Here is a 24,297-nt window from a genome sequence, read left to right on the forward strand (position 1 = left end):
CAGCGCCGCGCCCGAGGGCATCCCGGGAGCGGCGTGATCGTCAGCTGGCGGCGGGCGTCAGGCGATCGAGCAGGGCTTCGAGCACGTTGAAGCGCTCTTCGGCGCGTTCCATCGGCACCTGGAACTTGAACATCGTGGCGCCTTCCAGCCGGTATTTCTTCGGCTGTGCCTGGATCATCTTCACCAGTACCAGCGGATCCACCTGGGTATCGGCGGCGAATTCCAGCCGCCCGCCCTGGGGTCCGGCATCCACCTTGACGATGCCCAGGCCTTCCGCACGTAGCTTGAGCAGCGTCAGGCGCACCAGGTTCTTGGTCGGCTCCGGCAGCAGGCCGAAGCGGTCGATCATCTCTACCTGCAGTTCCTTGAGGGCGTCTTCGTCCGCCGCCGAGGCGATGCGCTTGTAGAGGATCAGCCGCGCATGGACGTCGGGCAGGTAGTCTTCCGGAATCAGCGCGGGGACACGCAGATTGATGTCCGGACCACCACCCAGGGGCTTCTCGAGATTGGGTTGCTCACCCTTGCGGATGGCCTTGACCGCGCGCTCCAGCATTTCCATGTAGAGGGTGAAGCCTACCGCCTGGATCTGGCCGCTCTGGCCTTCGCCGAGCAGTTCGCCCGCGCCGCGGATCTCCAGGTCGTGGGTGGCCAGGATGAAGCCGGCTCCCAGGTCCTGGGCGCCAGCGATGGCTTCCAGGCGCTTTTCGGCGTCCGGGGTCATGCCCTTGCGCGGCGGGGTGAGCAGGTAGGCATAGGCCTGGTGGTGGCTGCGGCCGACCCGGCCGCGCAGCTGGTGCAGCTGGGCCAGGCCGAATTTGTCGGCGCGCTCGATGATGATGGTGTTGGCGTTGGGTACGTCGATGCCGGTCTCGATGATGGTCGAGGCCACCAGCACGTTGAACCTCTTGTGGTAGAAGTCGCTCATCACCTGTTCGAGATCACGCTCGCGCATCTGGCCATGGCCGATACCGATGCGCGCCTCCGGCACCAGCTCCGCCAGCTCGCGGGCGCGCTTCTCAATGGTCTTGACCTCGTTGTGCAGGAAGTACACCTGGCCGCCACGCAGGAGTTCGCGCAACAGGGCTTCCTTGATCACCGCGTTCTGCTCCTCCATGACGAAGGTGCGCACCGACAGGCGCCTTGCCGGCGGCGTGGCGATGATGGACAGGTCGCGCATGCCGGCCACGGCCATGTTCAGGGTGCGCGGGATCGGCGTGGCGGTGAGGGTGAGGATGTCCACCTCGCTGCGCAGCGACTTGAGCTGTTCTTTCTGGCGCACCCCGAAGCGGTGTTCCTCGTCGATGATGGCCAGGCCCAAGTCCTTGAACTTCACATCGCCCTGCAACAGCTTGTGGGTACCGATGATGATGTCGATCTTGCCTTCGGCCAGCTCGCGCGCCGCGGCGGCGACTTCCTGGGCCGACTTGAAACGGCTCATCACCTCGACCCGCACCGGCCAGTCGGCGAAGCGGTCGCGGAAGCTGTTGTAGTGCTGCTGGGCGAGCAGGGTGGTAGGGACCAGCACCGCCACCTGGCGACCGCCGTGCACGGCGATGAAGGCCGCGCGCATGGCCACCTCGGTCTTGCCGAAGCCCACGTCACCACAGACCAGGCGATCCATGGGCGTACCGGCCAGCATGTCCTTGTGCACCGCCTCGATGGCGGCCTGCTGATCCGGCGTCTCCTCGAAGGGAAAACCGGCGGAGAAGGTGGCGTAGTCGACCGCCGGGTCCTTGAAGGCGTAACCCTTGCGCGCGGCGCGCCGGGCATAGATGTCGAGCAGCTCGGCGGCCACGTCGCGCACCTGTTCGGCAGCCTTGCGCTTGGCTTTCTGCCAGGTTTCGGAACCCAGCTTGTGCAACGGGGCCAGGGCATCGTCGGTGCCCGAGTAGCGGGCGATCAGATGCAGATTGGCCACCGGCACATAGAGCTTGGCGTCGTCGGCGTATTCGAGCAGCAGGAATTCCTGGGGCTGGTCGTCCAGCTCCAGGGTGATCAGGCCCATGTAGCGGCCCACGCCGTGATCGATGTGCACCACCGGTGCGCCTTCGCGCAGCTCGGTGAGATTCTTGATGACGTTCTCGCCACCGTCGCGACTTTTCTCGCGCCGGCGGCGTTGCATGATGCGTTGGCCGAACAGCGGGTTTTCCGGGATCAGGGCGACGCCGACGTCATCCAGTGCCAGGCCTTCGTCCAGCGGCGCCAGGGCGATGGCGATGCGCTCGCCGCTGGCCTGGAAGGCGGCCCAACCGTCGACCTGACCAGGACGTAGATTCAGCCGGGCCAGCAATTCCAGCAGCACCTCACGGCGTCCGGCGCTTTCCGCGGTGAACAGCACGCGGCCAGGGAAATCGGCGATGAAATGCTCGAGGGCCGCCAACGGCTGGCTGGCCTTGGCGTCGATGGCCAGATCCGGCAGCGCCCGCGCGGCGAAGCGCTCACGGCCCACGCCGGACTCCAGGTCCTCCGCGCCTATGACCACCCGCGGCCAGCTCTTCAGCCGGGCAAAGCAGTCTTCCACCGGCAGGAAGACCTCGGCCGGCGGCAGCAGTGGCCGTTCCGGATCGACCCGGCGGTCCTCGTAGCGAGCGCGGACATCGGTCCAGAATTGCTCGGCGGCCTGTTCGATGCCGGGCAGGGAGAACACCTGGGTATTGGCTGGCAGGTAGTCGAAGAGGGTCGAGGTCTCCTCGAAGAACAGCGGCAGGTAGTACTCGATGCCTGCCGGGGTGATGCCGCTGGCCAGGTCCTGGTAGATAGGGCAGCGGCGATAGTCCACGTCGAAGCGCTCGCGGAAACGCGCGCGAAAGCCGGTCACGGCTTCCTTGTGCAGCGGGAATTCCCGCGCCGGCAGCAGGCGGATGCTGTCGACCTTGTCGATGGAACGCTGCGTCTCCGGATCGAAGGTGCGCAGTGTCTCGATCTCGTCGTCGAACAGATCGATCCGGTAGGGCAGGCTGCTGCCCATCGGAAAGAGATCGATCAGGGCGCCGCGTACGGCGAACTCACCATGTTCGTACACCGTATCGACATAGCGATAGCCGGCCGCTTCCAGGCGTGAACGGGTGGCTTCCACGTCCAGCCGCTGGCCGACGTCCAGCACCAGACTGCTGCCAAGCAGGAAACGGGTGGGCGCCAGGCGGTGTAGGGCAGTCGCCAGCGGGACTACCAAAATGCCGTGGGACAGCTCCGGCAGCCGATAAAGGGTGGCGACGCGCTGGGAGATGATGTCCTGGTGCGGCGAGAAGACATCGTAGGGCAGCGTCTCCCAATCGGGGAAATTCAGCACCGGCAGTTCAGGGGCGAAGAAGCGCAGTTCCTGCTCCAGGCGGTCGGCACTCTGGCTGTCCTGGGTGATTAGCAGGGTGAAGCGGCGGGTCGCGGCCTTGGCGGCTTCAGCTATGGCAAGGGCTAGCGCGGCGCCGGGCAGATTGCCCCACTGCTGGCGGCCGGCGGTTTCAGGAATTGACGGGGTACGCAAAACTGACACGCGGGCGGAACTCCGGTGGATTTTCGGTGGGTTGGGATTGTAACGACCGGGCTTTCACGCTGTCAGTGCAGCGACGCGCGTTGATTGCCTGGGACAGGCAGCGCGGTCATAATGTAGTTCCTTTTTTCAGCTCCTACATAGGGAAGGATTTGTCGTGAGTCAGAAGCCTGAGCAGTGCCTTGAAGAATGGATCGATCGCGAAGCGCTCGCCGAGGCCATGATTCCCCTGATTGGTCAGCTGTACCGCAACAACAACGTTGTGACCTCCATTTACGGTCGCGGTTTGGTCAACCGTTCGGTGATCTCCATTCTCAAGGCTCACCGATTCGCTCGCCAGATCGACAATGTCGAGCTGTCCGTGCAGGACACCTTCCCGCTGGTTAAAGCCCTGAGCGAGCTGGAACTGGGCGCCGCGTCCATCGACCTGGCCCGCCTGAGCCTCAAGTTCAAGGCCGAAGGTGCCGGTCGCGACCTCAAGGACTTCCTGCGCAGCGAGCTGGCCGCCGTGGTCGGCAAGCAGGGCGTCGAGCAGCGCAAGGGCAAGGACGTGGTCCTGTATGGCTTCGGTCGCATCGGTCGTCTGCTGGCCCGTATCCTCATCGAGCACCAGGGCAGTGGCGACGGCCTGCGTCTGCGTGCCATCGTCGTCCGCAAGGGCGCCGACAACGACCTGGTCAAGCGCGCCAGCCTGCTGCGTCGCGACTCCGTACACGGCTCCTTCGATGGCACCATCACCGTCGACGAGGCCAACAGCACCCTGTGCGCCAACGGCACCCTGATCAAGGTGATCTACTCCAACGATCCCACTACCGTCGACTACACCCAGTATGGCATCCAGGATGCCATCGTCGTCGACAACACCGGCAAGTGGCGCGATGCCGAAGGCCTGGGGCAGCACCTCAAGTGCAAGGGCGTCTCCCGCGTGGTACTGACCGCACCGGGCAAGGGCAACCTGAAGAACATCGTGCATGGCATCAACCATGACACCATCACCGCCGAAGACACCATCGTCACCGCGGCCTCCTGCACCACCAACGCCATCGTGCCGATCCTCAAGGCGGTCAACGACAAGTACGGCATCGTCAACGGTCACGTCGAGACCGTTCACTCCTACACCAACGACCAGAACCTGATCGACAACTTCCACAAGGGCGATCGTCGTGGCCGTAGCGCTGCCTTGAACATGGTGATCACCGAGACCGGCGCGGCCAAGGCCGTGGCCAAGGCGCTGCCGGAACTGGCCGGCAAGCTGACCGGCAACGCCATCCGCGTGCCGACACCCAACGTCTCCATGGCGATCCTCAACCTGAACCTGGAAAACGCCACCAGCAAGGACGAGATCAACGAGTACCTGCGTGAGATGGCGCTGCACTCGCCGCTGCACAAGCAGATCGACTTCGTGAACTCTCCGGAAGTGGTCTCCAGCGACTTCGTCGGTTCCCGCCATGCCGGTGTGGTCGATGCCGGCGCCACCATCGTCAGCGACAACCGCGTCGTGCTCTACGTCTGGTACGACAACGAGTTCGGCTACAGCTGCCAGGTCGTGCGGGTGCTGGAAGAAATGGCGGGCGTCAACCCGCCGGCCTTCCCGGCCTGAGTCTTGCGCCCTAGGCAAGGCTGACTTGCAAGAAAAAACGGGAGCCCAGGTGGCTCCCGTTTTCGTTTTGTCGGGTTTTTGCGCCACAATAGCGGCCCGTGACAAGAGGTCGCAGCCCCCTGGGGCGATCTCACGTCGGACGTCACCTCCCGCGAGGTGGGTCCGGCTCCAGCCGTCGCCTGCGAACGGCTAACCTTCTGAGGAGAAAGCATGGCGGTCTATAGCTACGATGTGGTGGTACTGGGTTCGGGACCGGCAGGCGAGGGTGCGGCGATGAACGCCGCCAAGAACGGTCGCCGGGTGGCGGTGGTGGACAATCGCCAGGTGGTCGGCGGCAACTGCACGCATCTGGGCACCATCCCGTCCAAGGCGCTGCGCCATTCGGTCAAGCAGATCATCCAGTTCAACACCAACGAGATGTTCCGCTCCATCGGCGAGCCGCGCTGGTTCTCCTTCCCCGACGTGCTGCGCAGCGCCGAGCGAGTGATCGCCCGCCAGGTCTCCTCGCGTACCAGTTACTACGCGCGCAATCGCGTCGACCTGTTCTTCGGCACCGCCAGCTTCGCCGACGAGAACACCATCGAGATCGTCAACCTGAGGGGCGACCTGGAGCGGCTGGTGGCCAAGCAGGTCGTCATCGCCACCGGCTCGCGCCCCTACCGCCCGGTGGACGTGGACTTCAGCCATCCGCGCATCTACGACAGCGACACCATCCTGTCGCTGACCCACACCCCGCGCCGCCTGATCATCTACGGTGCCGGGGTGATCGGCAGCGAGTACGCCTCCATCTTCAGCGGTCTCGGCGTGCTGGTCGACCTGATCGACAACCGCGATCAGCTGCTCAGCTTCCTCGACGACGAGATCTCCGACGCCCTGAGCTATCACCTGCAGAACAACAACGTGCTCATCCGCCACAACGAGGAGTACGAGCGCATCGAGGGCCAGGAGCACGGCGTGGTGTTGCACCTGAAGTCCGGCAAGAAGCTGCGCGCCGACGCCTTGCTCTGGTGCAACGGCCGGACCGGCAACACCGACCACCTGGGCCTGCAGAACGTGGGACTCGCGGTCAACAGCCGCGGCCAGATCACCGTCGACGAGAACTACCGGACCTCGGTCGCCAACATCTATGCAGCGGGCGACGTCATCGGCTGGCCGAGCCTGGCCAGCGCCGCCTACGACCAGGGTCGTTCGGCGTCGGACAACCTCCTGCACGACAACAAGGGGCGGGTGGTCAACGACATCCCTACCGGCATCTACACCATTCCCGAGATCAGTTCGCTGGGCAAGACCGAGCGCGAGCTGACCCAGGAAAAGGTGCCCTACGAGGTTGGCAAGGCCTTCTTCAAGAGCATGGCGCGGGCGCAGATCTCCGGTGAGCCGGTGGGCATGCTGAAGATCCTCTTCCACCGCGAGACCCTGCAGGTACTGGGCGTGCACTGCTTCGGCGACCAGGCGTCGGAGATCCTGCACATCGGCCAGGCGATCATGAACCAGGAAGGCGAGGCGAACAGCATCCGCTATTTCGTCAACACCACCTTCAACTACCCGACCATGGCCGAGGCCTATCGGGTGGCGGCGTTCGATGGCTTGAATCGGCTGTTCTGACGTCTTCGGTCGGAAAGGCATCGCGGCCATGGGCCGCTCCTACGGTGACGTCCGTGCCTGTAGGAGCGGCCCATGGCCGCGATCAGCAAAGCACCAGAGCCCCGCAGGAGCGGTCGCAGCGGCGGCCCTCCCATGGCCGCGATTCTTGGCAGGCAGGACGCCTACCCCAACGTCCGCCGCGCCAGGCTCGGGAAGTCGGTGATCAGGCTGTCCGCGCCGAAGTCGGCCAGGCGGCGCATCAGGCTGGCGTCGTTGACCGTCCAGACCGACACGTGCAGGCCTTGGCGCTGGGCCTTGAGCAGGCGTTCCGGGGTGCACAGCGTCCAGTTCAGCGCCAGCAGATGACAGCCGTAGTGGGCCGCCACCTTGAGCGGATCGAGCCAGGCGTATTCCGCCACCAGCCCGCGCGCCAGATGGGGCGTGTCGCGCTGCAGGGCGCGCAGGACTTCCCGCGAGGAACTGGTCACGGTGACCTTGTCCTGCAGGCCGAATTCCTCGACCAGTCGGGCGATGGCCTTGACCGTCTGGGCCGCTCGTACCCGCGAGGCGCTTTTCACCTCCAGCTGCCAATGCTCGAAGCGGCACTTCTCGAAGAGTTGGCGCAAGGTCGGGATGGGGGCAGGACGTGGCCATGCCGGGCCACCCTGGCGGGCGTCCAGTGCCGCCAGGTCGGCCACCGCCTTTTCGCTGACCTTGCCGCCACGCCCGGTGGTGCGCTTGAGAGTAGGGTCGTGGATCACCACCAGCTCGCCGTCCCGCGAGAGGTGCAGGTCCAGCTCGCAACGCTGGACGCCCAGTTCCAGGCACAGCTCGAAGCCGGCCAGGGTATTTTCCGGCGCTTCGCCGCGGGCGCCGCGGTGTCCGTAGATGAGGGTCATGAAGGCTCCTAGGGTGAGGGGGACGGGCGGCGCGGTTCGCGGACCGCATCCAGCACCCGGTCGTTTTCGAAATAGACGCTGAAATCTCGATAGTCCCAGCGGCGGATGGCCGGGCGGCCGACCGGCGGATGTTCCTGGTCGGGCAGGCCAAAGCGTTCCAGTACCTGAGCACGACTATCGCCGCGCAGGGGGAGGGGGACGCCGGGGTCACCCTGCTGGCCCAGCGGGATCTGCAGGGTATCGGCCCAGCCGGGCACGGCCGTGCCGAGCAGCAGCAAGGCCAGCCAGGCGCCCTTCACGCGTCTTCTCCGCGGTCGGCGCGGCGGCCACGAGCCTGCTGGCGCAGGACGTGGCGGGCCAGCAACTGGCGCTGGGCGTCTTCCAGTTCGATGAAGCTGGTACCTATTTCATGACCGCCGGCGACGGCCTGGCAACTGGTCACCTCGGCGCGTACCTGCAGGCCCAGCCCCTGGGGCGGCAGGGCCATGCGCAATTCGAGGCGCGTGCCCAGGGCCAGCGGCTCGGTATGGACGAAGGCCAGGCCGCCCTCGGACAGCACCACCTCCCGGGTGGCGCCACTGTCATGCATCAGGTTCCAGGCGAAGGCCTGGCCGAGCAGGTCGAGGCGCTTGTGCACCAGGCGCAGGCAGGCGGTGATGGCACGGTCGCGTTCGTCCAGGTTGCGCAGCAGATGACGGGATTCGAATTCCAGCTGGTGCAGTTCGCTCAGGAGTGCGAACAGCGGCGCGGTCTCGCCGGAGGCGCCTTCGGCAGGGCCGATTTGCAGTGCGATGCGGTCGGTGATGCGATAGTATTCCCGCCGTTCACGCGCGTCTGGGGTGGTCATGTCGGGCCGCTCCGTGGGTGATGGCTCCGAGTGTAGCCGGCGAGCCGGCACGGTGTCGCCGTCCACCCCGCAGGGCGCCTACGTCTTTCCGCCGTGCAAGCGAGCCTATGTTCAGACCCCTGCCGATCTACCTTGGCCTGCGTTACGTCCGCGCCAAGCGCCGCAATCATTTCGTCTCCTTCATCTCGCTCACGTCCATGATCGGCCTGGCCCTTGGCGTGGTGGTCATGATCGTGGTGCTGTCGGTCATGAACGGCTTCGACCGCGAGATGCGCGAGCGCGTCCTGGGCATGATTCCCCATGCGACGGTGGAGTCCTACCAGCCGGTGACCGACTGGCGCAGCGTGCGCGAGCGCGCGTTGCAGAACAGCCAGGTGGCCGCGGTGGCGCCCTTCACCCAGTTGCAGGGCATGCTGGCCCACGACAAGGCGGTGCAGACCGTCCTGCTCAACGCCATCGACCCGGCCGAGGAGCCCAAGGTCTCGATCATCGCCAGCTTCATGCGCGAGGGTAAGCTGGATGACCTGAGGCCAGGCGAGTTCGGCATCATCATCGGCTCGCTGGCCGCCGAGAAACTCGGCGTCAAGGTCGGCGACAAGCTCACCTACATCGCCCCGGAAGTGGCCGTGACTCCCGCCGGCATGTTTCCGCGCATGAAGAGATTCACCGTGGTGGGGATCTTCAGCGTCGGTGCCGGCGAGCTGGATGGCTCGGTAGGCCTGATCCACATCGAGGACGCCGCGCGGCTGCAACGCTGGCCGGCGAACGCGGTGCAGGGCGTGCGGCTGAAACTGCACGACCTGTTCCAGGCGCCCGACGTATCCTGGAACATCGCTCGCCAACTGCCAGGCAACGACTGGTACGCCCGCGACTGGACCCGCACCCATGGCAATCTCTACCAGGCCATCGGCATGGAGAAGACCATGATCGGCCTGCTGCTGCTGCTGATCGTCGCCGTGGCCGCCTTCAACATCGTCTCCACCCTGGTGATGGTGGTGACCGACAAGAAATCCGACATCGCCATCCTGCGCACCCTGGGTGCCACGCCCCGGCAGATCATGGCGGTGTTCATGGTCCAGGGGACCTTCATCGGCGTCATCGGCACGGCCATCGGCTGCGTGCTGGGCGTGCTCGCGGCGCTCAACGTCAGCGCCGCGCTGGCCTGGGTGCAGCGCCTTACCGGGCACCAGTTCCTCAACGCCGAGGTGTACTTCATCGACTACCTGCCGGCGCAGCTGCAGCTGCACGACGTGCTGCTGGTCTGTGGCGCGTCCTTCGCCCTGAGCTTCCTGGCCACGCTCTATCCCTCCTGGAGCGCCGCCCGTACCCAACCCGCCGAGGCCCTGCGTTATGAATGATCGAGCCGTTTTGCGTTGCCAGGACCTGGGCAAGCGCTACGAGGAAGGCCCCCAGACCGTCGAGGTGCTGAGCAACGTCCAGCTCACCCTGCAACCGGGTGAGCGCGTCTCCATCGTCGGCAGTTCGGGCTCGGGCAAGACCACCCTGCTGAACCTGCTCGGGGGCCTGGACACCCCCAGCAGCGGCAGCGTCTGGCTCGATGGCGAGGAGCTGTCGGCGCTGAACGAGAAGGCCCGTGGCCTCTTGCGCAATCGCGCCATGGGCTTCGTCTATCAGTTCCACCACCTGCTGCCGGAATTCAGCGCCCTGGAAAACGTCTGCATGCCGCTACTGATCGGCAAGGCTTCCATCGGCGAGGCGCGGGAGCGCGCCGCCAGGCTCTTGGAACGGGTCGGCCTCGGTCATCGCCTGGGCCACAAGCCGGCCGAGCTGTCCGGCGGCGAGCGCCAGCGCGTGGCCATCGCCCGCGCCCTGGTCAACCAGCCCAAGCTGGTGCTGCTCGACGAGCCCACCGGCAACCTCGACCAGCATACCGCCCACGGTATCCAGGATCTGATGCTGGAGCTGTCCACCTCGCTGCGCACCGCCTTCCTGGTGGTGACCCATGACCAGGTGCTGGCTGGCCAGATGGACCGGATGCTGCGCCTGGACGAAGGCCATCTGGTCGACGCCACGCCGGCCCGGCAGGTCTGAGGTCGTTATGTTCAGACCGCTCTCCCTGTTCATCGGCCTGAGATACACCCGCGCCAAGCGGCGCAAATCGTTCATCTCCTTCTTCTCGCTGGTCTCCATGTTCGGCCTGGCGCTGGGCGTGCTGGCCATGATCCTGGTGCTGTCGGTGATGAACGGCTTCCAGGAAGAAATGCGCGGCCGCATCCTCGGCATGGTGCCCCATGCCTTCATCAGCGGCGCCCAGCCGCTGGATGACTGGCGCCCGCTGGCAGCCAAGGCCGAGCAGCAGCCCCATGTACTGGCGGCGGTGCCCTACACCCAGCTGCAGGGCATGCTCTCGGTGCGCGGCCGCATGCAGCCGCTGCTGGTGGACGGCATAGATCCGGCCCAGGAAAAGCGCGTCTCCATCGTCGGCGAGCGCATGACCCAGGGCAGCCTCGACGCCCTCAAGCCCGGCGAATTCGGCATCGTGCTGGGCGAGATCGCCGCGCGGCGCTTCCAACTGGAGCTGGGCAGCCAGGTCACGGTGATCATCCCCGAGGTCGGCGCCACCGGTAGCATCACCCCGCGCCTGCGACGCTTCACCGTGGTCGGCACCTTCAAGGTCGGCGCCGAGCTGGATGCCTCCCTGGCGCTGATCAACGTGGCCGACGCCGCGCCGCTCAAGGGCTGGCAGCCGGGCCAGGTGGAGAGCATCCGCCTGGCGCTGGACGATCTGTTCCAGGCGCCGCGCATTTCCCGTGACGTGGCCAAGGCACTCGGCGATGGCTACCAGGCGCGCGACTGGACGATCTCCCAGGGCAGCCTGTTCCAGGCGATGCAGATGGAGAAGACCATGATCGGCCTGCTGCTGCTGCTGATCGTCGCCGTGGCGGCCTTCAACATCATCGCCACCCTGATCATGGTGGTGGCCGACAAGAAGGCCGATATCGCCATCCTGCGCACCCTGGGCGCCACGCCGGGGCAGATCATGGCGGTGTTCATGGTGCAGGGCACGGTGATCGGCCTGGTCGGTACCCTGATCGGTGGCATCCTCGGCGTCGTCGCGGCGCTCAACGTCAGCAGCTGGATCGCCGCCCTGGAGCGCCTGGTCGGCCACAAACTGTTCGGTGGCGACATGTACTTCATCAGCAACCTGCCGTCGCGGCTGGAGCTGGAAGACGTGGTGCTGATCGCCGTGGCGGCCCTCAGCATGAGCTTCCTGGCGACCCTCTATCCCGCCTGGCGCGCCTCTCGCACCTCGCCGGCCGAAGCCCTGCGCTACGATTGATCCCTTCGCCAGGGCAACGTGGGCGAGTCCGCCCCGTAGCCCTGGCTCTTCCGTCTTCGAGCTGCTCTAATTCGCGCATCCTAGACCTTTCGGTTCTCCACGGATGGAGTCCTGATGCGCGCTATTCTGCTTGCCTTCGCCCTGGGTGTGCTGCTCCTGCGCGCCTTGCCGGTCCTGCCATCGATGCCGCTGCTGGCGGCGCTCGCTGTCGTCGCCTGCATCTCGCTCGGCACCCGTCTGGCGGTCGTGGGCGCTTTCGGTCTTGGTCTGGCGTGGGCCGCACTCCATGCCCAGTGGGCACTGCAGGATCGTCTTGATCCGGGGTTGGAACAGCGGGTGCTGTGGATCGAAGGGCGGGTGAGCGGGCTGCCAGCGGTGGACGCCGATTCGGTGGGATTCCTGCTCGCCGACCCCAGCAGCCGACGCGGCCTGAAGCTGCCGGCGCGGATACGCCTGAACTGGTATGGCGGCCCGCGGCCCTTGGCGGGCGAGCGCTGGCGGCTGGCCGTGGAGCTGCGCAGTCCCGCGGGCCTGGCCAATCCCCTGGGGCAGGATCGCGAGGCCTGGCTGCTCGCTCAGGGCATCGGCGCCACCGGGAGCGTCAAGGATGGCCAGCGACTCGCGGCGGCCAGCGGCCTGGCGACCTGGCGACCTGGCGCGATAGCATCCGGCAATACCTGCATACCCGCGATCCGGCCGGGCAGGGCGGTCTGCTCGCCGCTCTGGTGGTCGGCGACGCCTCCGGCATCACCGACCACCAGTGGCAACTGTTCCAGGACACCGGCACCGTGCATCTGATGGTGATTTCCGGCCAGCACATCGGCCTGGTCGCCCTGGGTGTCTATGCCCTGGTGGTCACCCTGGCGCGTCGTGGCTACTGGCCGAGCCGGCTGCCCTGGCGTCTGTCGGCCGCCGTCCTGACGATGGCCACTGCCTTAGGTTACGGGCTGCTGGCCGGCTTCGAGGTGCCGGTGCAGCGTGCCTGTCTCATGGTCACCCTGGGGCTGCTCTGGCAGCTCGGCCGCCAGCAGGTACGATTGGGGGATGCCTTGCTGCTGGCCCTGGTGGGGGTGCTGGCGGCCAATCCGCTGGTCAGTCTGTTGCCGGGCTTCTGGCTATCCTTCGGCGCCGTGCTCCTGCTGCTGTGGAGCTTCGCCGGGCGCCTGGGGCGGCTGCCCTGGTGGCACGCCCTGGGACGCGCCCAGAGCTGCATGGCGCTGGGCCTGGCACCGCTGCTCCTGGCGCTGGGACTACCCCTGAGCCTCAGCGGGCCCCTGGCCAATGCCGTCGCCGTGCCGCTGATGGACATGGCCATCGTGCCGCTGGCATTGGTGGGGACGCTGCTATCCCTGCCCTGGTCGCCCCTGGGCGATCCGGCGTTATGGCTGGCCGGCTTCCTGCTCGAGCTTCTGCTTGGACTCCTGGGTTGGCTGGCGCAACTGGCCGCGGCCTGGCAACCCGCCTTGGCACCCGCCTGGACGCTCTGGTTGGCCGGGCTCGGCGCCTTGCTGGCACTGCTGCCCGCAGGGGTACCACTGCGCGGCTGCGGGGCGCTGCTCATGCTGCCCGCCCTGTTTCCGGCCGTCCCGCTGCCGGCCGAAGGGCAGGCGCGGATCACGTTCCTGGACGTGGGGCAGGGCCTGGCCGTGCTGGTGCGCACCCGCGATCATGCACTGTTGTATGACGCCGGTCCGCGGCAGGGCAGCTACGACAGCGGCGCCCGCGTCGTACTGCCCAATCTGCGCGCCGCGGGCATCGACACGCTCGACGTCCTGCTGCTCAGTCATGCCGATGCCGATCATGCGGGCGGGGCGCCAACGGTAGCCAGGGGACTGTCACCGAGGCAGGTGCTCAGTGGCGAGACCCGGCGACTGGAGTCCGGCTTGCGCGCCCAGGACTGCACGGATGGTGGCAGCTGGCGCTGGAACGAGGTCAGCTTCACCACCTGGTGGCGGCCCAGCGCGGACTCCAATGCCTCCTCCTGCGTGCTCAAGATCGACGCCAGCGGCGAACGCCTGCTGCTCACCGGCGACATCGACGAGCGGCGCGAGGCCGAGCTGGTGGCCAGCGGCCTGCCACTCGCGGCGGATTGGCTCGCGGCCCCGCACCATGGCAGTCGCAGTGGCTCCAGCGCCTGCTTCATCGACGCCGTCCAGCCCCGCGGCGTGCTGATCTCCCGGGGGCGGCACAATCGCTACGGCCATCCTCATCCGCTCGTCGTGAAGCGCTACCGCGAGCGTGGTGTGTTGGCCTATGACACCGCCGAACTCGGCGCCCTGAGCTGGACCCTCGGGCGTTGGGAGCGGCCCCGTGGCCAGCGCGAGACGGCATCCTGGTGGCGGACGTCCCCGCCGACACCCTGAGACGTTCATGCTAGAGTGGCGGCATTTTGCGGCGGGGGTAACGGTCTCGTGTTCGAAATGGTCAAAGCTGGCGGCTGGATGATGCTGCCGATCATCCTCAGTTCCATCCTGGCCACGGCCATCATCGCCGAGCGGCTGTGGACCTTGAGACGCAGCCGGGTCGCGCCGCCCAACCTGCTCGCCCAGGTCTGGCGCTGGATCCAGGACAAGCAGCTCAACAACGAGCGACTGCGTGAGTTGCGCGCCGGTTCGCCGCTGGGCGACATCCTCGCCGCGGGACTGACCAATTCTCGCCATGGCCGCGACATCATGAAGGAAGCCATCGAGGAAGCCGGCAGCCGCGTGGTGCACGACCTCGAGCGCTATCTCAACACCCTCGGCAGCATCGCCGCCCTGGCACCGCTGATGGGCCTGCTCGGCACCGTGTTCGGCATGATCGACATCTTCAGCGCCTTCATGAACGATGGCATGGCCAACGCCCCCATCCTCGCCGGTGGTATCTCCAAGGCCCTGGTCACCACCGCCGCCGGTCTGCTGGTGGCGATTCCCGCGGTGTTCTTCCATCGCTACCTGCTGCGCCGGGTCGACGAGCTGGTGGTCGGCATGGAGCAGGAGGCGGTCAAGCTGGTGGACATCCTCCACGGCGATCGCGAGGTGGACGTCCGCGAAGGAGCCGCTGCGTGAAATTCCGTCGCCGCGCCGGGGGCGCCGCTCGCGAAGAGGTCTACATCAACCTGGCGTCCTTCATCGACGTCATCTTCGTCCTGCTGCTGTTCTTCGTGGTGACAGCGACCTTCAGCCGGCCCAGCCAATTGAAGATCGAACTGCCCGAGGCCGACAGCGCCGCCGCGGCTGCCAACCAGGGCAAGACCCTGGAGATCAGCATCACCGCCGACGGCCAGATGGCGCTCAATGGCCAGACGCTGGTGCGCAACGACCTGACCGGCCTGACCACCGCCCTGCAGCGGGAGTCAGGCGGCGACAACAGCCTGCCGCTGGTGATCACCGCCGACGGCCGCGCCACCCACCAGTCGGTGGTCATGGCCATGGACGCCGCCGGCAAGCTCGGCTTCAGCCAGCTGCGCATCACCACCCTCGAGGCCCAGGCGAAACGTCCGTGAGTCTGGGCGAACGCCTGGTCCGCGCCTGGTACCAGGGGCATCCCGCCCTGGGCCTGCTGGCGCCGCTCGAAGCCCTCTATCGCCAGGTCGCCCGGCGCAGGCGTCAACGTTTCCTGGCGGGGCAGGGCAGCATCCATCGTGCGCCGGTCCCGGTCATCGTCGTCGGCAATCTCACCGTCGGTGGCACCGGCAAGACGCCCATGATCCTCTGGCTGATCGGCCATCTGCGTGCCCGCGGCCTCAAGGTCGGCGTGGTCAGTCGGGGCTATGGTGCCCAGCCGCCGAACCTGCCCTGGCGCGTCCAGGCCACGGACGCTGCGGCGGTGGCCGGCGACGAACCCCTGCTCATCGTGCAGCGCACCGCGGTGCCGCTGGTGATCGACCCCGACCGCGGTCGCGCCGTCGAACGCCTGCTCGCCGATGAACGGCTCGATGTGATCCTCAGCGACGACGGCCTGCAGCACTATCGCCTGGCGCGGGATCTGGAGCTGGTGATGGTCGATGCCGCACGCGGCTTCGGCAATGGCCGCTGCCTGCCGGCTGGGCCCTTGCGCGAACCCCTGGAGCGCCTGGCCGAGGTCGATGCCGTGATCCATAACGGCGCCGCGGTCGATCCTGCCGATGGCTACGGCCTGATCCTGCAGCCCAGCGCCCTGCTCAATCTGCGCAGCGGCGAAGCTAAGCCCCTGGATTTCTTCCCGCCCGGCCAGCGCCTGCATGCCCTGGCCGGCATCGGCAACCCCGGACGTTTCTTCGCTACCCTCGAAGGACTACACTGGCAACCGGTACCCCATGCCTTCGCCGATCATGCCGCCTACAGCGCTGCGGACCTGGCCTTCACGCCCGAGCTGCCGCTGGTGATGACCGAGAAGGACGCGGTCAAGTGCCGGTCCTTCGCCGCTGCCGACTGGTGGTACCTGGCGGTGGATGCCCAGCCCTCGGCCGCCTTCGTCGCCTGGCTGGATGGGCGTCTCGACCGCCTCCTGTCCGAACATTCTCACTGACGGAACCCTCGCCCATGGACCTCAAGCTGCTGGACATCCTCGCCTGCCCCCTGACCAAGAGCCCGCTGATCCTGAGCGACGACAAGACCGAACTCATCAGCAAGGCCGCCGGCCTGGCCTTCCCGATTCGCGATGGCATCCCGGTGATGCTGGAGAGCGAGGCGCGCGTCATCACCACGGACGAGCGCCTGGATAAATGAGCACCGCCTTCACCGTCGTCATCCCGGCGCGGCTCGCCAGCACCCGGCTGCCCAACAAGCCGCTGCTCGACATCGCCGGCAAGCCGATGATCCAGCACGTCTGGGAGCAGGCCCGGCGCAGTGGCGCCGAGCAGGTGGTGGTGGCGACCGATCACGATGACATCCTGCGCGCCTGCGAAGGCTTCGGTGCCCAGGTGCTGCTGACCCGGGCGGACCATGCCTCGGGGACCGATCGCCTGGCCGAGGTGGCCGAGTTGCTCGGCCTGGCTGACGACGCCCTGGTGGTCAACGTCCAGGGTGACGAGCCGCTGATTCCGCCGGCGGTGATCGATCAGGTGGCGGGCAATCTCGCCGCCCATCCCGCGGCCGGCGTGGCCACCCTGGCCGAGCCCATCCACGACGTCGACAGCCTGTTCAATCCCAATGTGGTCAAGGTGAGCACCGACGTGAACGGCCTGGCGCTGACCTTCAGCCGGGCGCCACTGCCCTGGGCGCGCAACGCCTTCGCCGGCGACCGCACGCAACTGCCTGCCGGCTTTCCCTATCGTCGCCATATCGGCATCTATGCCTATCGCGCCGGCTTCCTCGCCGATTTCGTCAGCTGGGGTCCCTGTGCCCTGGAAGAGACGGAAGCCCTGGAACAGCTGCGCGCCCTCTGGCATGGCGTGCGCATCCACGTCGCCGACGCCCTGGAAGCGCCCCAGGCCGGCGTGGATACCCTGGAAGACCTCGAGCGCGTCCGCCGCCTGCTGGGAGCCTAGATGAGCCTGCGCATCCTGTTCGTCTGCATGGGCAACATCTGCCGCTCGCCCACCGCCGAAGGCATCCTGAGGGACAAGCTGGCAGCGGCCGGTCTGGCCGAGGCCGTGGAGCTGGATTCCGCGGGTACCGGCGACTGGCACCGCGGCAAGGCGCCGGACTCCCGCGCCATCCAGGCGGCGGCCGGTCGCGGTTATGACATCAGCGGCTTGCGCGCGCGCCAGGTGACCGCCGAGGACTTCCAACGCTTCGATCTGATCCTGGCCATGGATCACGACAACCTCGCCTGGCTGGAGCAATTGCGCCCCGAGGGCGGCGCGGTGCCCGAGCTGTTCCTGGCCCGGCAGGGCCTGGCCGTGGACGAGGTGCCCGATCCCTATTACGGTGGCGCGGCGGGTTTCGAGCGGGTGCTCGACCTGCTCGAAGCCGCCTGCGCTGGCCTCGTCGCCGAGGTGGCCGCTCGTCATGGTCGCTGAGGTGCAACACGACGTTCCGCTGCAGGGACTCAACACCTTCGGCCTGGTGGCGCAAGCCGACCGCTATCTGGAAGCCGCCAGTGATGCCGAGGTACTCGAGGCCCTGGCGCTGGCCCGGCAGCTCGGCGTGCCACTACGGGTGCTGGGCGGTGGCAGCAACCTGGTCCTGCCCGAACGGGTCGAGGGCCTGGTACTGCGGCTGACGTCCCGCGGTATCCGCCTGCTGGCGGAGGAGGGCGATGACCTGCTGGTGGAGGCCGCAGCCGGCGAACCCTGGCATCCCTTCGTCATGACCACCCTGGCCAACGGCTGGTACGGGCTGGAAAACTTAAGTCTCATCCCCGGGACCGTGGGGGCCTCGCCGATCCAGAACATCGGCGCCTACGGCGTCGAACTCAAGGATCGCTGTGCCGGCGTGACGGCACTCGACCGCCACAGCGGCGACATCCATGAGCTGACCCCGGACGCCTGCGCCTTCGCCTATCGTGACAGCCGTTTCAAGGCTGAAGCCGGGCGCTGGATCGTACTGCGGGTGCGCTTCCACCTGAGCCTACAGCCACAGCTGGTGCTGGACTACGGTCCGGTGCGCCAGGCGCTGGCCGAGGCCGGGGTCGCGCAGCCCACGCCGGAAGCTGTCAGCGCGGCCATCTGCAGCATTCGCCGCAGCAAGCTGCCCGATCCGGCGGTGCTGGGCAATGCCGGCAGCTTCTTCAAGAATCCGGTGGTGAGCGCAGCGACTGCCGCCGTGCTCAAGGAAGACCATCCGACGCTGCCGACCTATCCTCAGGCCGATGGCACGGTCAAGCTGGCCGCCGGCTGGCTGATCGACCAGGCTGGCTGGCGCGGCCATCGCGACGGTGCCGTGGGGGTGCATGCCGCCCAGGCACTGGTACTGGTCAACTTCGGCGGTGCCAGTAGTCGTGACGTCCTGGCCCTGGCGGAGCGCATCCGCGCCTCGGTCCGCGAGCGCTTCGGCGTGACGCTGGAAATGGAGCCGGGAAGCCTGACGTGACCGACGACTCGCCCGATGCTCAGCGTCGCCGCCTGCTGATCGCCACCACCTCCGCTGTCGGCGGCCTGGGCCTCGTGGCAGGTAGCGTACCCTTCGTCTGTGCCTTGCGGCCCAGTCGGTCGGCGGAGGTGGTGGCGGCCCCGGTCGAGGTGGATATCGGGACGCTGCGCGAAGGCGAGCAACTCACGGTGCAGTGGCGCGGCCAGCCAGTATGCGTCCTGCGCCGTAGCGCGGCGGATCAGGCCCGCTTGCTGGCCGACCAGGCCGCTCTGGCCGATCCCGATTCCCGAGCATCCAGCCAGCCGCCCTATGTCGATCCGCGCCTGAGATCGCGGCGGCCGGACATCTTCGTGGCCACCGCCATCTGCACCCACCTGGGCTGCATCCCCTCCCTGGCGCCGAGCGCAGCGAACCAGGCCGGCGGCTATCTCTGTCCTTGCCATGGCTCCCACTTCGATCTGGCTGGCCGGGTCTATCGCGACCAGCCAGCACCGCTGAACCTGGCTGTGCCGCCCTATCATTTCCGCGGCGACAACCTGCTGGTGATCGGCAGCGACGATGAGGGGGTGGCATGAAGGATGACGAGCATGGCTGGCTGGAGCGGCGCCTGCCGCTAGGTGCCTTCTGGCGCCGGCATTTCAGCGACTATCGGGTGCCGCGCAACCTCAACGTCTTCTATCTATTCGGTGCCCTGCTGGTCTTCATCCTGGCGCTGCAGGTGCTGACCGGGCTCTGGCTGCTGTTCGGCTATGAACCGACGGTGCGGGGCGCCTTCGCCTCGGTCCAGCTGTTCATGCGCGAGGTGCCCTTCGGCTGGCTGATCCGCTACCTGCACGCGGTAGGCGCCTCGGCGCTGTTCGTCTGCCTCTATCTGCACCTGCTGCGTGGCCTGCTGTACGGCTCCTATCGCGCCCCGCGCGAGCTGGTCTGGACCTTCGGCGTGCTGCTCTACGTCCTGTTGCTGGCCCAGGCCTTCTTCGGTTACCTGCTGCCCTGGGGGCAATTGTCCTACTGGGGTGCCCAGGTGTCCCTGAGCGCCGTCGAGGCACTGCCCTTGATAGGCCCAACCCTGGCCGACCTGCTACGGGGCGGAGTGGTGCTGTCCGATGCCAGCTTGCGCCGCTTCCAGGCGCTGCATGTGGTGGCGCTGCCGTTGCTGATTCTGCTCCTGGTGACGTTGCACATCTTCGCCCTGCGCCAGACCGGCTCGAACAATCCCGAGGGTGACGAGCGCGACCTGCATGGTGCGGCTGGGGTGCCTTTCCATCCCTACCTGACCCTCAAGGACCTCTGCGGGCTGGCGATCTTCCTGCTGGTCTTCCTCGGCGTGGTGCTGCTGGCGCCGGAGCTGGGCGGCCTGGTGCTGGAACCGGCCAACCAGCAGCCGGCCGATCCATTGGTGACGCCTGCGCACATCGCGCCGCCCTGGTACCTGGCACCCTTCTATGCGCTGCTGCGGGCGGTGCCGAGCAAGGCCGGCGGTCTTGGTCTGGCGGCCCTGGCCATCGCCCTGTTGTTCGTGCTGCCCTGGCTGGATCGCAGCGCAGTCCGCTCGGTCCGCCACAAGGCCTGGCCGGCCCGGCTGGGGTTATACGCCGGCTGTCTGGCCTTCGCCGCGCTGGGTGTTCTAGGCGTGGTGGCGCTCACCGACGAACGCCTGTTGCTGGCACGCCTGGCCGCCGTTGTCTACTTCGCCAGTCTGCTGGGCATGCCCTGGTACAGCCGTCTGGGACGTCCTCGGTCGCTTCCGGAGCAGGCGCCATGAAACACCTGCTGTGGAGCGTGCTGCTGCTGTGCGCCGGCCTGGCCAATGCCACCGAGCGGGGCGATCCCCAGGCTGGCGCCATCACCTTCGGCCGCTATTGCCTCGCCTGCCATGGCCAGGAGTACCAGCGCTTCGACCGCGTCGCCGCCGATCTCCATCTGGATCTCGCCAGCTGGGCACCTGGCCGTACCGCCAGTGCGCCCATGCTCAGCCTGCTCAAGCCCGAAGACGCCCGCCGCGCCTTCGGCAGCGTGCCGCCCGATCTCACCCTCATCGCTGCCGTGCGCGGCGGGACCTGGCTGCGCGCCTTCCTGCAGGAATTCTATGCGGCGCCGGATCGCCCGCTCGGGGTCGATAACCTCGCGGCGCCCGGTACCCGCATGCCCGACGTCCTGGCCGCCCTGCGCGGTCGGCAGGTGCGCGACTGCAACGACGGGCGTTGCGTGCTGCGCCTGGAACCCGGCAGCGGCGCCCAGACGCCCGAGCAATTCGCGCGCACCGTCGACGATCTGGTCGCCTACCTGGGCTATTCGGCCGCGCCGGAACGGAGCCTGGCCTGGCGTCTCGCGCCCTGGGTGCTGGGTTATCTGGTGCTGTTCGCCGTCCTGGCCTTCTGGCTCAAGCGCGAATGCTGGCGGCGCTTACCCGACGATGAGCGATGAGACGAAGGCTTGTCTGAAGAGTCGCCGAGCGAAGGCGAGGCAAGGCGCAACGACCAACGGGAGTAATAGCCAACGGCTGGCCCGAAGGGTGAGCGCCAGCGAATCAAATCGGCGAGGAAGCGGACCGGGCTCGCGCTCGAGTTTACGAGTGGTAAACGAGCATTGCGAACGGGGCCGCCCAGGCGGGGCTGGCATTCGAGCTGATTTTTGACGCAGCATCGCCGATGCGCAGGCAGTTTTCAGACAAAGCCTAGGTGTCGGGTGGCAAGGTGCGAGATAATCCCGCCTTTACAGCTTCGCCCCCAACGGGGGAGGGACCCATGGGCGCCATAACCCGCCTGACCTGTTTCCACGATCCCGAGGATCACTACAGCCACCGCATTCGCCTGATCCTGGCGGAGAAGAACGTCGAGTGCGAGCTGGTCGCCGTGCGCCGTGGCGAGTGCCCGCGACAGCTCGCCGAGCACAATCCCTATGGTACCGTGCCGACGCTGATGGATCGCGACCTGGTGCTCTATGGCACCGAGGTGCTCATGGAGTACCTCGAGGAGCGCTATCCGCACCCACCGCTGCTGCCGGCCTATCCGGTCACGCGCGGCAAATCCCGGCTGCTGATGCACCGTATCGGCCGTGACTGGTGCACCCTGGCGGACGCCATCCTGCAGGCGGCGCCCGGTGCCGACCTGGCGCTCAAGCGCAAGGAATTGCGCGAGAGCCTGACCGGTGTGGCGCCGATCTTCGCGGAAACCCCCTTCTTCCTGAGCGACGACTTTTCCCTGGTGGACTGTTGCCTGCTCCCCCTCCTGTGGCGACTGCCGCGCCTGGGCATCGAGCTGCCCCGGGCGGCCAAGCCGCTGCAGGACTACATGGATCGTATGTTCGCTCGCGACAGTTTCCGATCCAGTCTTTCGGTCACCGAGCGTGAGATGCGCTAGAGGAGAACCCCATGAATTCCAGTCGCCCTTACCTGGTCCGCGCGCTCTATGAGTGGATCGTGGACAACGACTGCACGCCGCACCTGCTGGTCAATGCCGAGTACGCCGAGGTGCGCGTGCCGCCGGGCTATGCCAATGACGGCCAGATCGTCCTGAACGCCTCGCCCAGTGCCGTGCGCGACCTGCACATGGACAACGAAGCCGTGAGCTTCAATGGCCGCTTCGGCGGCGTGGCCTACAACCTCTACATTCCGGTGGGCGCCATCCTCGCCATCTATGCGCGGGAGAATGGCCAGGGCATGGTCTTCGACAGCGAGCCGACGCCGCCCGATGACCAGGGTCCGGACAATGGCGGCAGCAAGCCCGAGGCGCCCAAGCCGGCTCCGGCGCGACCGAGTCTGAAAGTGGTCAAGTAGGCCTGGCCGATACCCCGTCGCAGATCACCTCTGCGGCGGGCATGAAAAAGCCCCTGACGGCAGCGCCGGCAGGGGCTTTTTCGTGATCGCTCCAGGCTTAGCGCTTGAGCGAAGCCGGCAGGTGCGGCTGGATCTGGGTCAGCAGCCCGCGGAAGCACTTGGGGTTGCCGGCGACGATGTGGCCCTTCTCGAGGAAGTCATGACCGCCGTTGAAGTCACCCACCAGGCCACCGGCTTCCTGCACCAGCAGGGCGCCCGCGGCCATGTCCCACTCCGACAGCCCCATTTCCCAGAAGGCGTCGAAGCGACCGGAGGCGACATAGGCCAGGTCCAGCGCGGCAGAACCGGCGCGGCGGATGCCGGCGGTCTGGCCGATCAGGCTGCGGAACATGCCCAGGTAGTTGTCCAGGTGGTCGACGTCATTGGCACGGAAGGGGAAGCCGGTGCCCAGCAGGGCGCCGTCCAGGCTGCGCCGGTTGGTGACGCGGATGCGACGACCGTTCAGGGCGGCACCGCGGCCACGGCTGGCGGTGAATTCTTCCTGGCGCACCGGGTCCAGGACCACGGCGTGCTCCAGGCGACCCTTGTGCTTGCAGGCGATGCTCACCGAGAAGTGCGGTACGCCACGGACGAAGTTGGTGGTGCCATCCAGCGGGTCGACGATCCAGACGTAATCGGCGCCTTCGCCTTCGCCCGCCAGGTAGCCGGATTCCTCACCGTAGAAGCTGTGGGTGGGATAGGCCTTGCGCAGGGTGGCGAGGATGGTCTGTTCGGCAGCACGGTCGACCTCGGAGACGAAGTCGTTGGCGCCTTTTTCGTCGACGGCGATCACGTCCAGGCGCTCAATAGAACGGAAAATCAGTTCACCGGCGCTGCGGGCCGCGCGCAGTGCGATGTTCAGCATGGGCTGCATGGATAGATCACCTGGGTTGTATAAGGAAAGCCGGCAATGATAGCAGACTTCGCGGGGCGGGAAGGGGTATTCGTAGCAAGCGAGCGCCGGTGGGCGTAGTATACGGCGCCGATTTCCCGCGTCCGCTCGAGGATAGCCACGTGCTGAACAACATCCGCGTCGTTCTGGTCAATACCAGCCATCCCGGCAACATCGGCGGCGCCGCCCGGGCGATGAAGAACATGGGCCTGTCGCGCCTCTATCTGGTCGAGCCCGAGGACTTTCCCAGTGGCGAAGCCAATGCCCGCGCCTCCGGGGCCAATGACGTGCTCGATGCTGCCATCGTCGTCGACACCCTGGAAGAAGCCCTGACCGGCTGCAGCCTGGTGCTGGGCACCAGTGCCCGGGATCGCCGCATCCCCTGGCCGCTGCTGGATCCGCGTGAGTGCGCCACCACCTCCCTGGCCCAGGTGGAGCAGGGCGGCGAGGTGGCCCTGGTGTTCGGTCGCGAGTACGCTGGCCTCACCAACGAAGAGCTGCAGCGCTGCCACTACCATGTGCACATCCCCTCGGACCCGGCCTTCGGTTCGCTCAACCTCGCCGCCGCGGTCCAGGTGCTGGTGTACGAGGTGCGCATGGCCTGGCTCGCCGCGCAGAACCAGCCGACCAAGATGAACAAGGTCGAAGCCACCGCCATGCTCAATACCCAGCCGGTGACGGTGGAGGAGCTGGAACTCTATTACGAGCACCTGGAGCAGACCCTGGTGGAGATCGGCTTCCTCGATCCGGCCAAGCCGCGCCACCTGATGAGTCGCCTGCGCCGGCTCTACGGCCGTGCCGGCATCAGCAAGCTGGAGATGAACATCCTGCGCGGCATCCTCACCGAAACCCAGAAGGCCGCCCGCGGCGAATCCTATCCACGGACTATCCCGCCGATAGATAATGCCTGAGTGATTTGCTCGGTTTTATAGTTG

The 24,297-nt window shown here is 67.0% G+C and carries 23 protein-coding genes and 1 pseudogene; 19 read left to right on the plus strand and 5 right to left on the minus strand.

Features of this window, described 5'->3' with window-relative positions; genetic code table 11:
- Window positions 1-40 precede the first annotated feature (40 nt).
- The gene (gene mfd / locus AR540_RS22970) at window positions 41-3,490 is read right to left on the minus strand and encodes a transcription-repair coupling factor (RefSeq protein WP_059232282.1); all 3,450 of its coding nucleotides are present in this window, start codon (window positions 3,488-3,490) and stop codon (window positions 41-43) included.
- Window positions 3,491-3,644: 154 nt separating this feature from the next.
- On the opposite strand from mfd, the gene AR540_RS22975 reads away from it, so the two are divergent.
- Window positions 3,645-5,087, plus strand: coding sequence for a glyceraldehyde-3-phosphate dehydrogenase (locus AR540_RS22975; protein WP_059232283.1), 1,443 nt, complete (start codon window positions 3,645-3,647; stop codon window positions 5,085-5,087).
- A 210-nt stretch (window positions 5,088-5,297) separates the two neighbouring features.
- Entirely contained in the window at window positions 5,298-6,692 is a 1,395-nt protein-coding gene (sthA, locus tag AR540_RS22980; protein WP_059232284.1) for a Si-specific NAD(P)(+) transhydrogenase, read from the plus strand.
- A gap of 161 nt (window positions 6,693-6,853) precedes the next feature.
- Here the strand turns inward: sthA and AR540_RS22985 are convergent, their stop codons facing one another.
- The 3 genes from AR540_RS22985 to AR540_RS22995 are packed head-to-tail and all read right to left on the minus strand — an operon-like array spanning window position 6,854 to window position 8,417.
- Window positions 6,854-7,570 carry a glycerophosphodiester phosphodiesterase gene (locus tag AR540_RS22985; RefSeq protein WP_059232285.1) on the minus strand — a complete coding sequence of 239 codons (717 nt, stop codon included), beginning with the start codon at window positions 7,568-7,570 and terminating at the stop codon, window positions 6,854-6,856.
- Between the two features lie 8 nt (window positions 7,571-7,578).
- Window positions 7,579-7,869, minus strand: a complete 291-nt coding sequence (locus AR540_RS22990) for a hypothetical protein (protein WP_059232286.1) — start codon at window positions 7,867-7,869, stop codon at window positions 7,579-7,581.
- Entirely contained in the window at window positions 7,866-8,417 is a 552-nt protein-coding gene (locus tag AR540_RS22995; protein ID WP_059232287.1) for a PilZ domain-containing protein, read from the minus strand. Before AR540_RS22995 ends, AR540_RS22990 begins: the two co-directional genes overlap by 4 nt.
- 107 nt (window positions 8,418-8,524) lie before the next feature.
- Between AR540_RS22995 and AR540_RS23000 the strand changes: the two genes are divergently transcribed.
- The 16 genes and pseudogenes from AR540_RS23000 (at window position 8,525) to AR540_RS23075 (ending at window position 22,431) form a co-directional block, all read left to right on the plus strand.
- Window positions 8,525-9,775, plus strand: a complete 1,251-nt coding sequence (locus tag AR540_RS23000) for a lipoprotein-releasing ABC transporter permease subunit (RefSeq protein WP_059232288.1) — start codon at window positions 8,525-8,527, stop codon at window positions 9,773-9,775.
- Window positions 9,768-10,469, plus strand: coding sequence for a lipoprotein-releasing ABC transporter ATP-binding protein LolD (gene lolD / locus AR540_RS23005; protein ID WP_059232289.1), 702 nt, complete (start codon window positions 9,768-9,770; stop codon window positions 10,467-10,469). Before AR540_RS23000 ends, lolD begins: the two co-directional genes overlap by 8 nt.
- A 7-nt stretch (window positions 10,470-10,476) precedes the next feature.
- Window positions 10,477-11,718 carry a lipoprotein-releasing ABC transporter permease subunit gene (locus AR540_RS23010; protein ID WP_059232290.1) on the plus strand — a complete coding sequence of 414 codons (1,242 nt, stop codon included), beginning with the start codon at window positions 10,477-10,479 and terminating at the stop codon, window positions 11,716-11,718.
- Window positions 11,719-11,832: 114 nt separating this feature from the next.
- Window positions 11,833-14,081 (plus strand): annotated as a pseudogene (locus tag AR540_RS23015) (DNA internalization-related competence protein ComEC/Rec2).
- 48 nt (window positions 14,082-14,129) lie between these two features.
- On the plus strand, window positions 14,130-14,765 hold the full coding sequence (locus AR540_RS23020; RefSeq protein WP_059232291.1) for a MotA/TolQ/ExbB proton channel family protein: 636 nt from the start codon (window positions 14,130-14,132) through the stop codon (window positions 14,763-14,765).
- Window positions 14,762-15,202: an ExbD/TolR family protein gene (locus AR540_RS23025; RefSeq protein ID WP_059232292.1), complete on the plus strand. Its 441-nt coding sequence runs from the start codon at window positions 14,762-14,764 to the stop codon at window positions 15,200-15,202. Before AR540_RS23020 ends, AR540_RS23025 begins: the two co-directional genes overlap by 4 nt.
- Window positions 15,199-16,206: a tetraacyldisaccharide 4'-kinase gene (gene lpxK, locus AR540_RS23030; RefSeq protein WP_059232293.1), complete on the plus strand. Its 1,008-nt coding sequence runs from the start codon at window positions 15,199-15,201 to the stop codon at window positions 16,204-16,206. The genes AR540_RS23025 and lpxK overlap by 4 nt, the downstream gene beginning before the upstream one ends.
- Window positions 16,207-16,220: 14 nt before the next feature.
- Complete coding sequence (locus tag AR540_RS23035) at window positions 16,221-16,406, plus strand: Trm112 family protein (RefSeq protein ID WP_059232294.1); 186 nt, start codon at window positions 16,221-16,223, stop codon at window positions 16,404-16,406.
- Complete coding sequence (kdsB, locus tag AR540_RS23040; RefSeq protein WP_059232295.1) at window positions 16,403-17,167, plus strand: 3-deoxy-manno-octulosonate cytidylyltransferase; 765 nt, start codon at window positions 16,403-16,405, stop codon at window positions 17,165-17,167. Before AR540_RS23035 ends, kdsB begins: the two co-directional genes overlap by 4 nt.
- Window positions 17,168-17,641, plus strand: coding sequence for a low molecular weight protein-tyrosine-phosphatase (locus tag AR540_RS23045; RefSeq protein ID WP_059232296.1), 474 nt, complete (start codon window positions 17,168-17,170; stop codon window positions 17,639-17,641).
- Window positions 17,631-18,653, plus strand: coding sequence for a UDP-N-acetylmuramate dehydrogenase (gene murB, locus AR540_RS23050; RefSeq protein WP_059232297.1), 1,023 nt, complete (start codon window positions 17,631-17,633; stop codon window positions 18,651-18,653). The genes AR540_RS23045 and murB overlap by 11 nt, the downstream gene beginning before the upstream one ends.
- Entirely contained in the window at window positions 18,650-19,228 is a 579-nt protein-coding gene (gene petA / locus AR540_RS23055) for a ubiquinol-cytochrome c reductase iron-sulfur subunit (protein WP_059232298.1), read from the plus strand. Before murB ends, petA begins: the two co-directional genes overlap by 4 nt.
- Window positions 19,225-20,418: a cytochrome b gene (locus tag AR540_RS23060; RefSeq protein ID WP_059232299.1), complete on the plus strand. Its 1,194-nt coding sequence runs from the start codon at window positions 19,225-19,227 to the stop codon at window positions 20,416-20,418. The genes petA and AR540_RS23060 overlap by 4 nt, the downstream gene beginning before the upstream one ends.
- Complete coding sequence (locus tag AR540_RS23065; RefSeq protein ID WP_059232300.1) at window positions 20,415-21,080, plus strand: cytochrome c1; 666 nt, start codon at window positions 20,415-20,417, stop codon at window positions 21,078-21,080. The genes AR540_RS23060 and AR540_RS23065 overlap by 4 nt, the downstream gene beginning before the upstream one ends.
- A 320-nt stretch (window positions 21,081-21,400) precedes the next feature.
- The gene (locus AR540_RS23070; protein WP_059232301.1) at window positions 21,401-22,015 is read left to right on the plus strand and encodes a glutathione S-transferase N-terminal domain-containing protein; all 615 of its coding nucleotides are present in this window, start codon (window positions 21,401-21,403) and stop codon (window positions 22,013-22,015) included.
- Window positions 22,016-22,026: 11 nt separating this feature from the next.
- Window positions 22,027-22,431 (plus strand): ClpXP protease specificity-enhancing factor, encoded by a 405-nt coding sequence (locus AR540_RS23075; protein ID WP_059232302.1) that lies wholly within the window; start codon window positions 22,027-22,029, stop codon window positions 22,429-22,431.
- Window positions 22,432-22,528: 97 nt separating this feature from the next.
- Here AR540_RS23075 and suhB read toward each other — a convergent pair whose 3' ends face one another.
- The gene (gene suhB, locus AR540_RS23080; protein ID WP_059232303.1) at window positions 22,529-23,344 is read right to left on the minus strand and encodes a type III secretion system regulator SuhB; all 816 of its coding nucleotides are present in this window, start codon (window positions 23,342-23,344) and stop codon (window positions 22,529-22,531) included.
- A gap of 140 nt (window positions 23,345-23,484) precedes the next feature.
- Between suhB and trmJ the strand changes: the two genes are divergently transcribed.
- The gene (gene trmJ, locus AR540_RS23085) at window positions 23,485-24,273 is read left to right on the plus strand and encodes a tRNA (cytosine(32)/uridine(32)-2'-O)-methyltransferase TrmJ (protein ID WP_059232304.1); all 789 of its coding nucleotides are present in this window, start codon (window positions 23,485-23,487) and stop codon (window positions 24,271-24,273) included.
- Window positions 24,274-24,297 lie beyond the last annotated feature (24 nt).

Origin of the sequence: Pseudomonas sp. EpS/L25 (assembly GCF_001512295.1) — a bacterium.
Lineage (GTDB): Bacteria > Pseudomonadota > Gammaproteobacteria > Pseudomonadales > Pseudomonadaceae > Chryseomonas.

Excerpts from the sequence above, each read along its gene's own strand:
- sthA (WP_059232284.1), top strand. The coding sequence starts at position 5,298 with ATGGCGGTCTATAGCTACGATGTGGTGGTACTGGGTTCGGGACCGGCA.
- AR540_RS22985 (WP_059232285.1), bottom strand. The coding sequence starts at position 7,570 with ATGACCCTCATCTACGGACACCGCGGCGCCCGCGGCGAAGCGCCGGAA.
- AR540_RS22995 (WP_059232287.1), bottom strand. The coding sequence starts at position 8,417 with ATGACCACCCCAGACGCGCGTGAACGGCGGGAATACTATCGCATCACC.
- AR540_RS23000 (WP_059232288.1), top strand. The coding sequence starts at position 8,525 with ATGTTCAGACCCCTGCCGATCTACCTTGGCCTGCGTTACGTCCGCGCC.
- lolD (WP_059232289.1), top strand. The coding sequence starts at position 9,768 with ATGAATGATCGAGCCGTTTTGCGTTGCCAGGACCTGGGCAAGCGCTAC.
- AR540_RS23010 (WP_059232290.1), top strand. The coding sequence starts at position 10,477 with ATGTTCAGACCGCTCTCCCTGTTCATCGGCCTGAGATACACCCGCGCC.
- AR540_RS23035 (WP_059232294.1), top strand. The coding sequence starts at position 16,221 with ATGGACCTCAAGCTGCTGGACATCCTCGCCTGCCCCCTGACCAAGAGC.
- kdsB (WP_059232295.1), top strand. The coding sequence starts at position 16,403 with ATGAGCACCGCCTTCACCGTCGTCATCCCGGCGCGGCTCGCCAGCACC.
- AR540_RS23045 (WP_059232296.1), top strand. The coding sequence starts at position 17,168 with ATGAGCCTGCGCATCCTGTTCGTCTGCATGGGCAACATCTGCCGCTCG.
- murB (WP_059232297.1), top strand. The coding sequence starts at position 17,631 with ATGGTCGCTGAGGTGCAACACGACGTTCCGCTGCAGGGACTCAACACC.
- AR540_RS23060 (WP_059232299.1), top strand. The coding sequence starts at position 19,225 with ATGAAGGATGACGAGCATGGCTGGCTGGAGCGGCGCCTGCCGCTAGGT.
- AR540_RS23065 (WP_059232300.1), top strand. The coding sequence starts at position 20,415 with ATGAAACACCTGCTGTGGAGCGTGCTGCTGCTGTGCGCCGGCCTGGCC.
- AR540_RS23070 (WP_059232301.1), top strand. The coding sequence starts at position 21,401 with ATGGGCGCCATAACCCGCCTGACCTGTTTCCACGATCCCGAGGATCAC.
- AR540_RS23075 (WP_059232302.1), top strand. The coding sequence starts at position 22,027 with ATGAATTCCAGTCGCCCTTACCTGGTCCGCGCGCTCTATGAGTGGATC.
- suhB (WP_059232303.1), bottom strand. The coding sequence starts at position 23,344 with ATGCAGCCCATGCTGAACATCGCACTGCGCGCGGCCCGCAGCGCCGGT.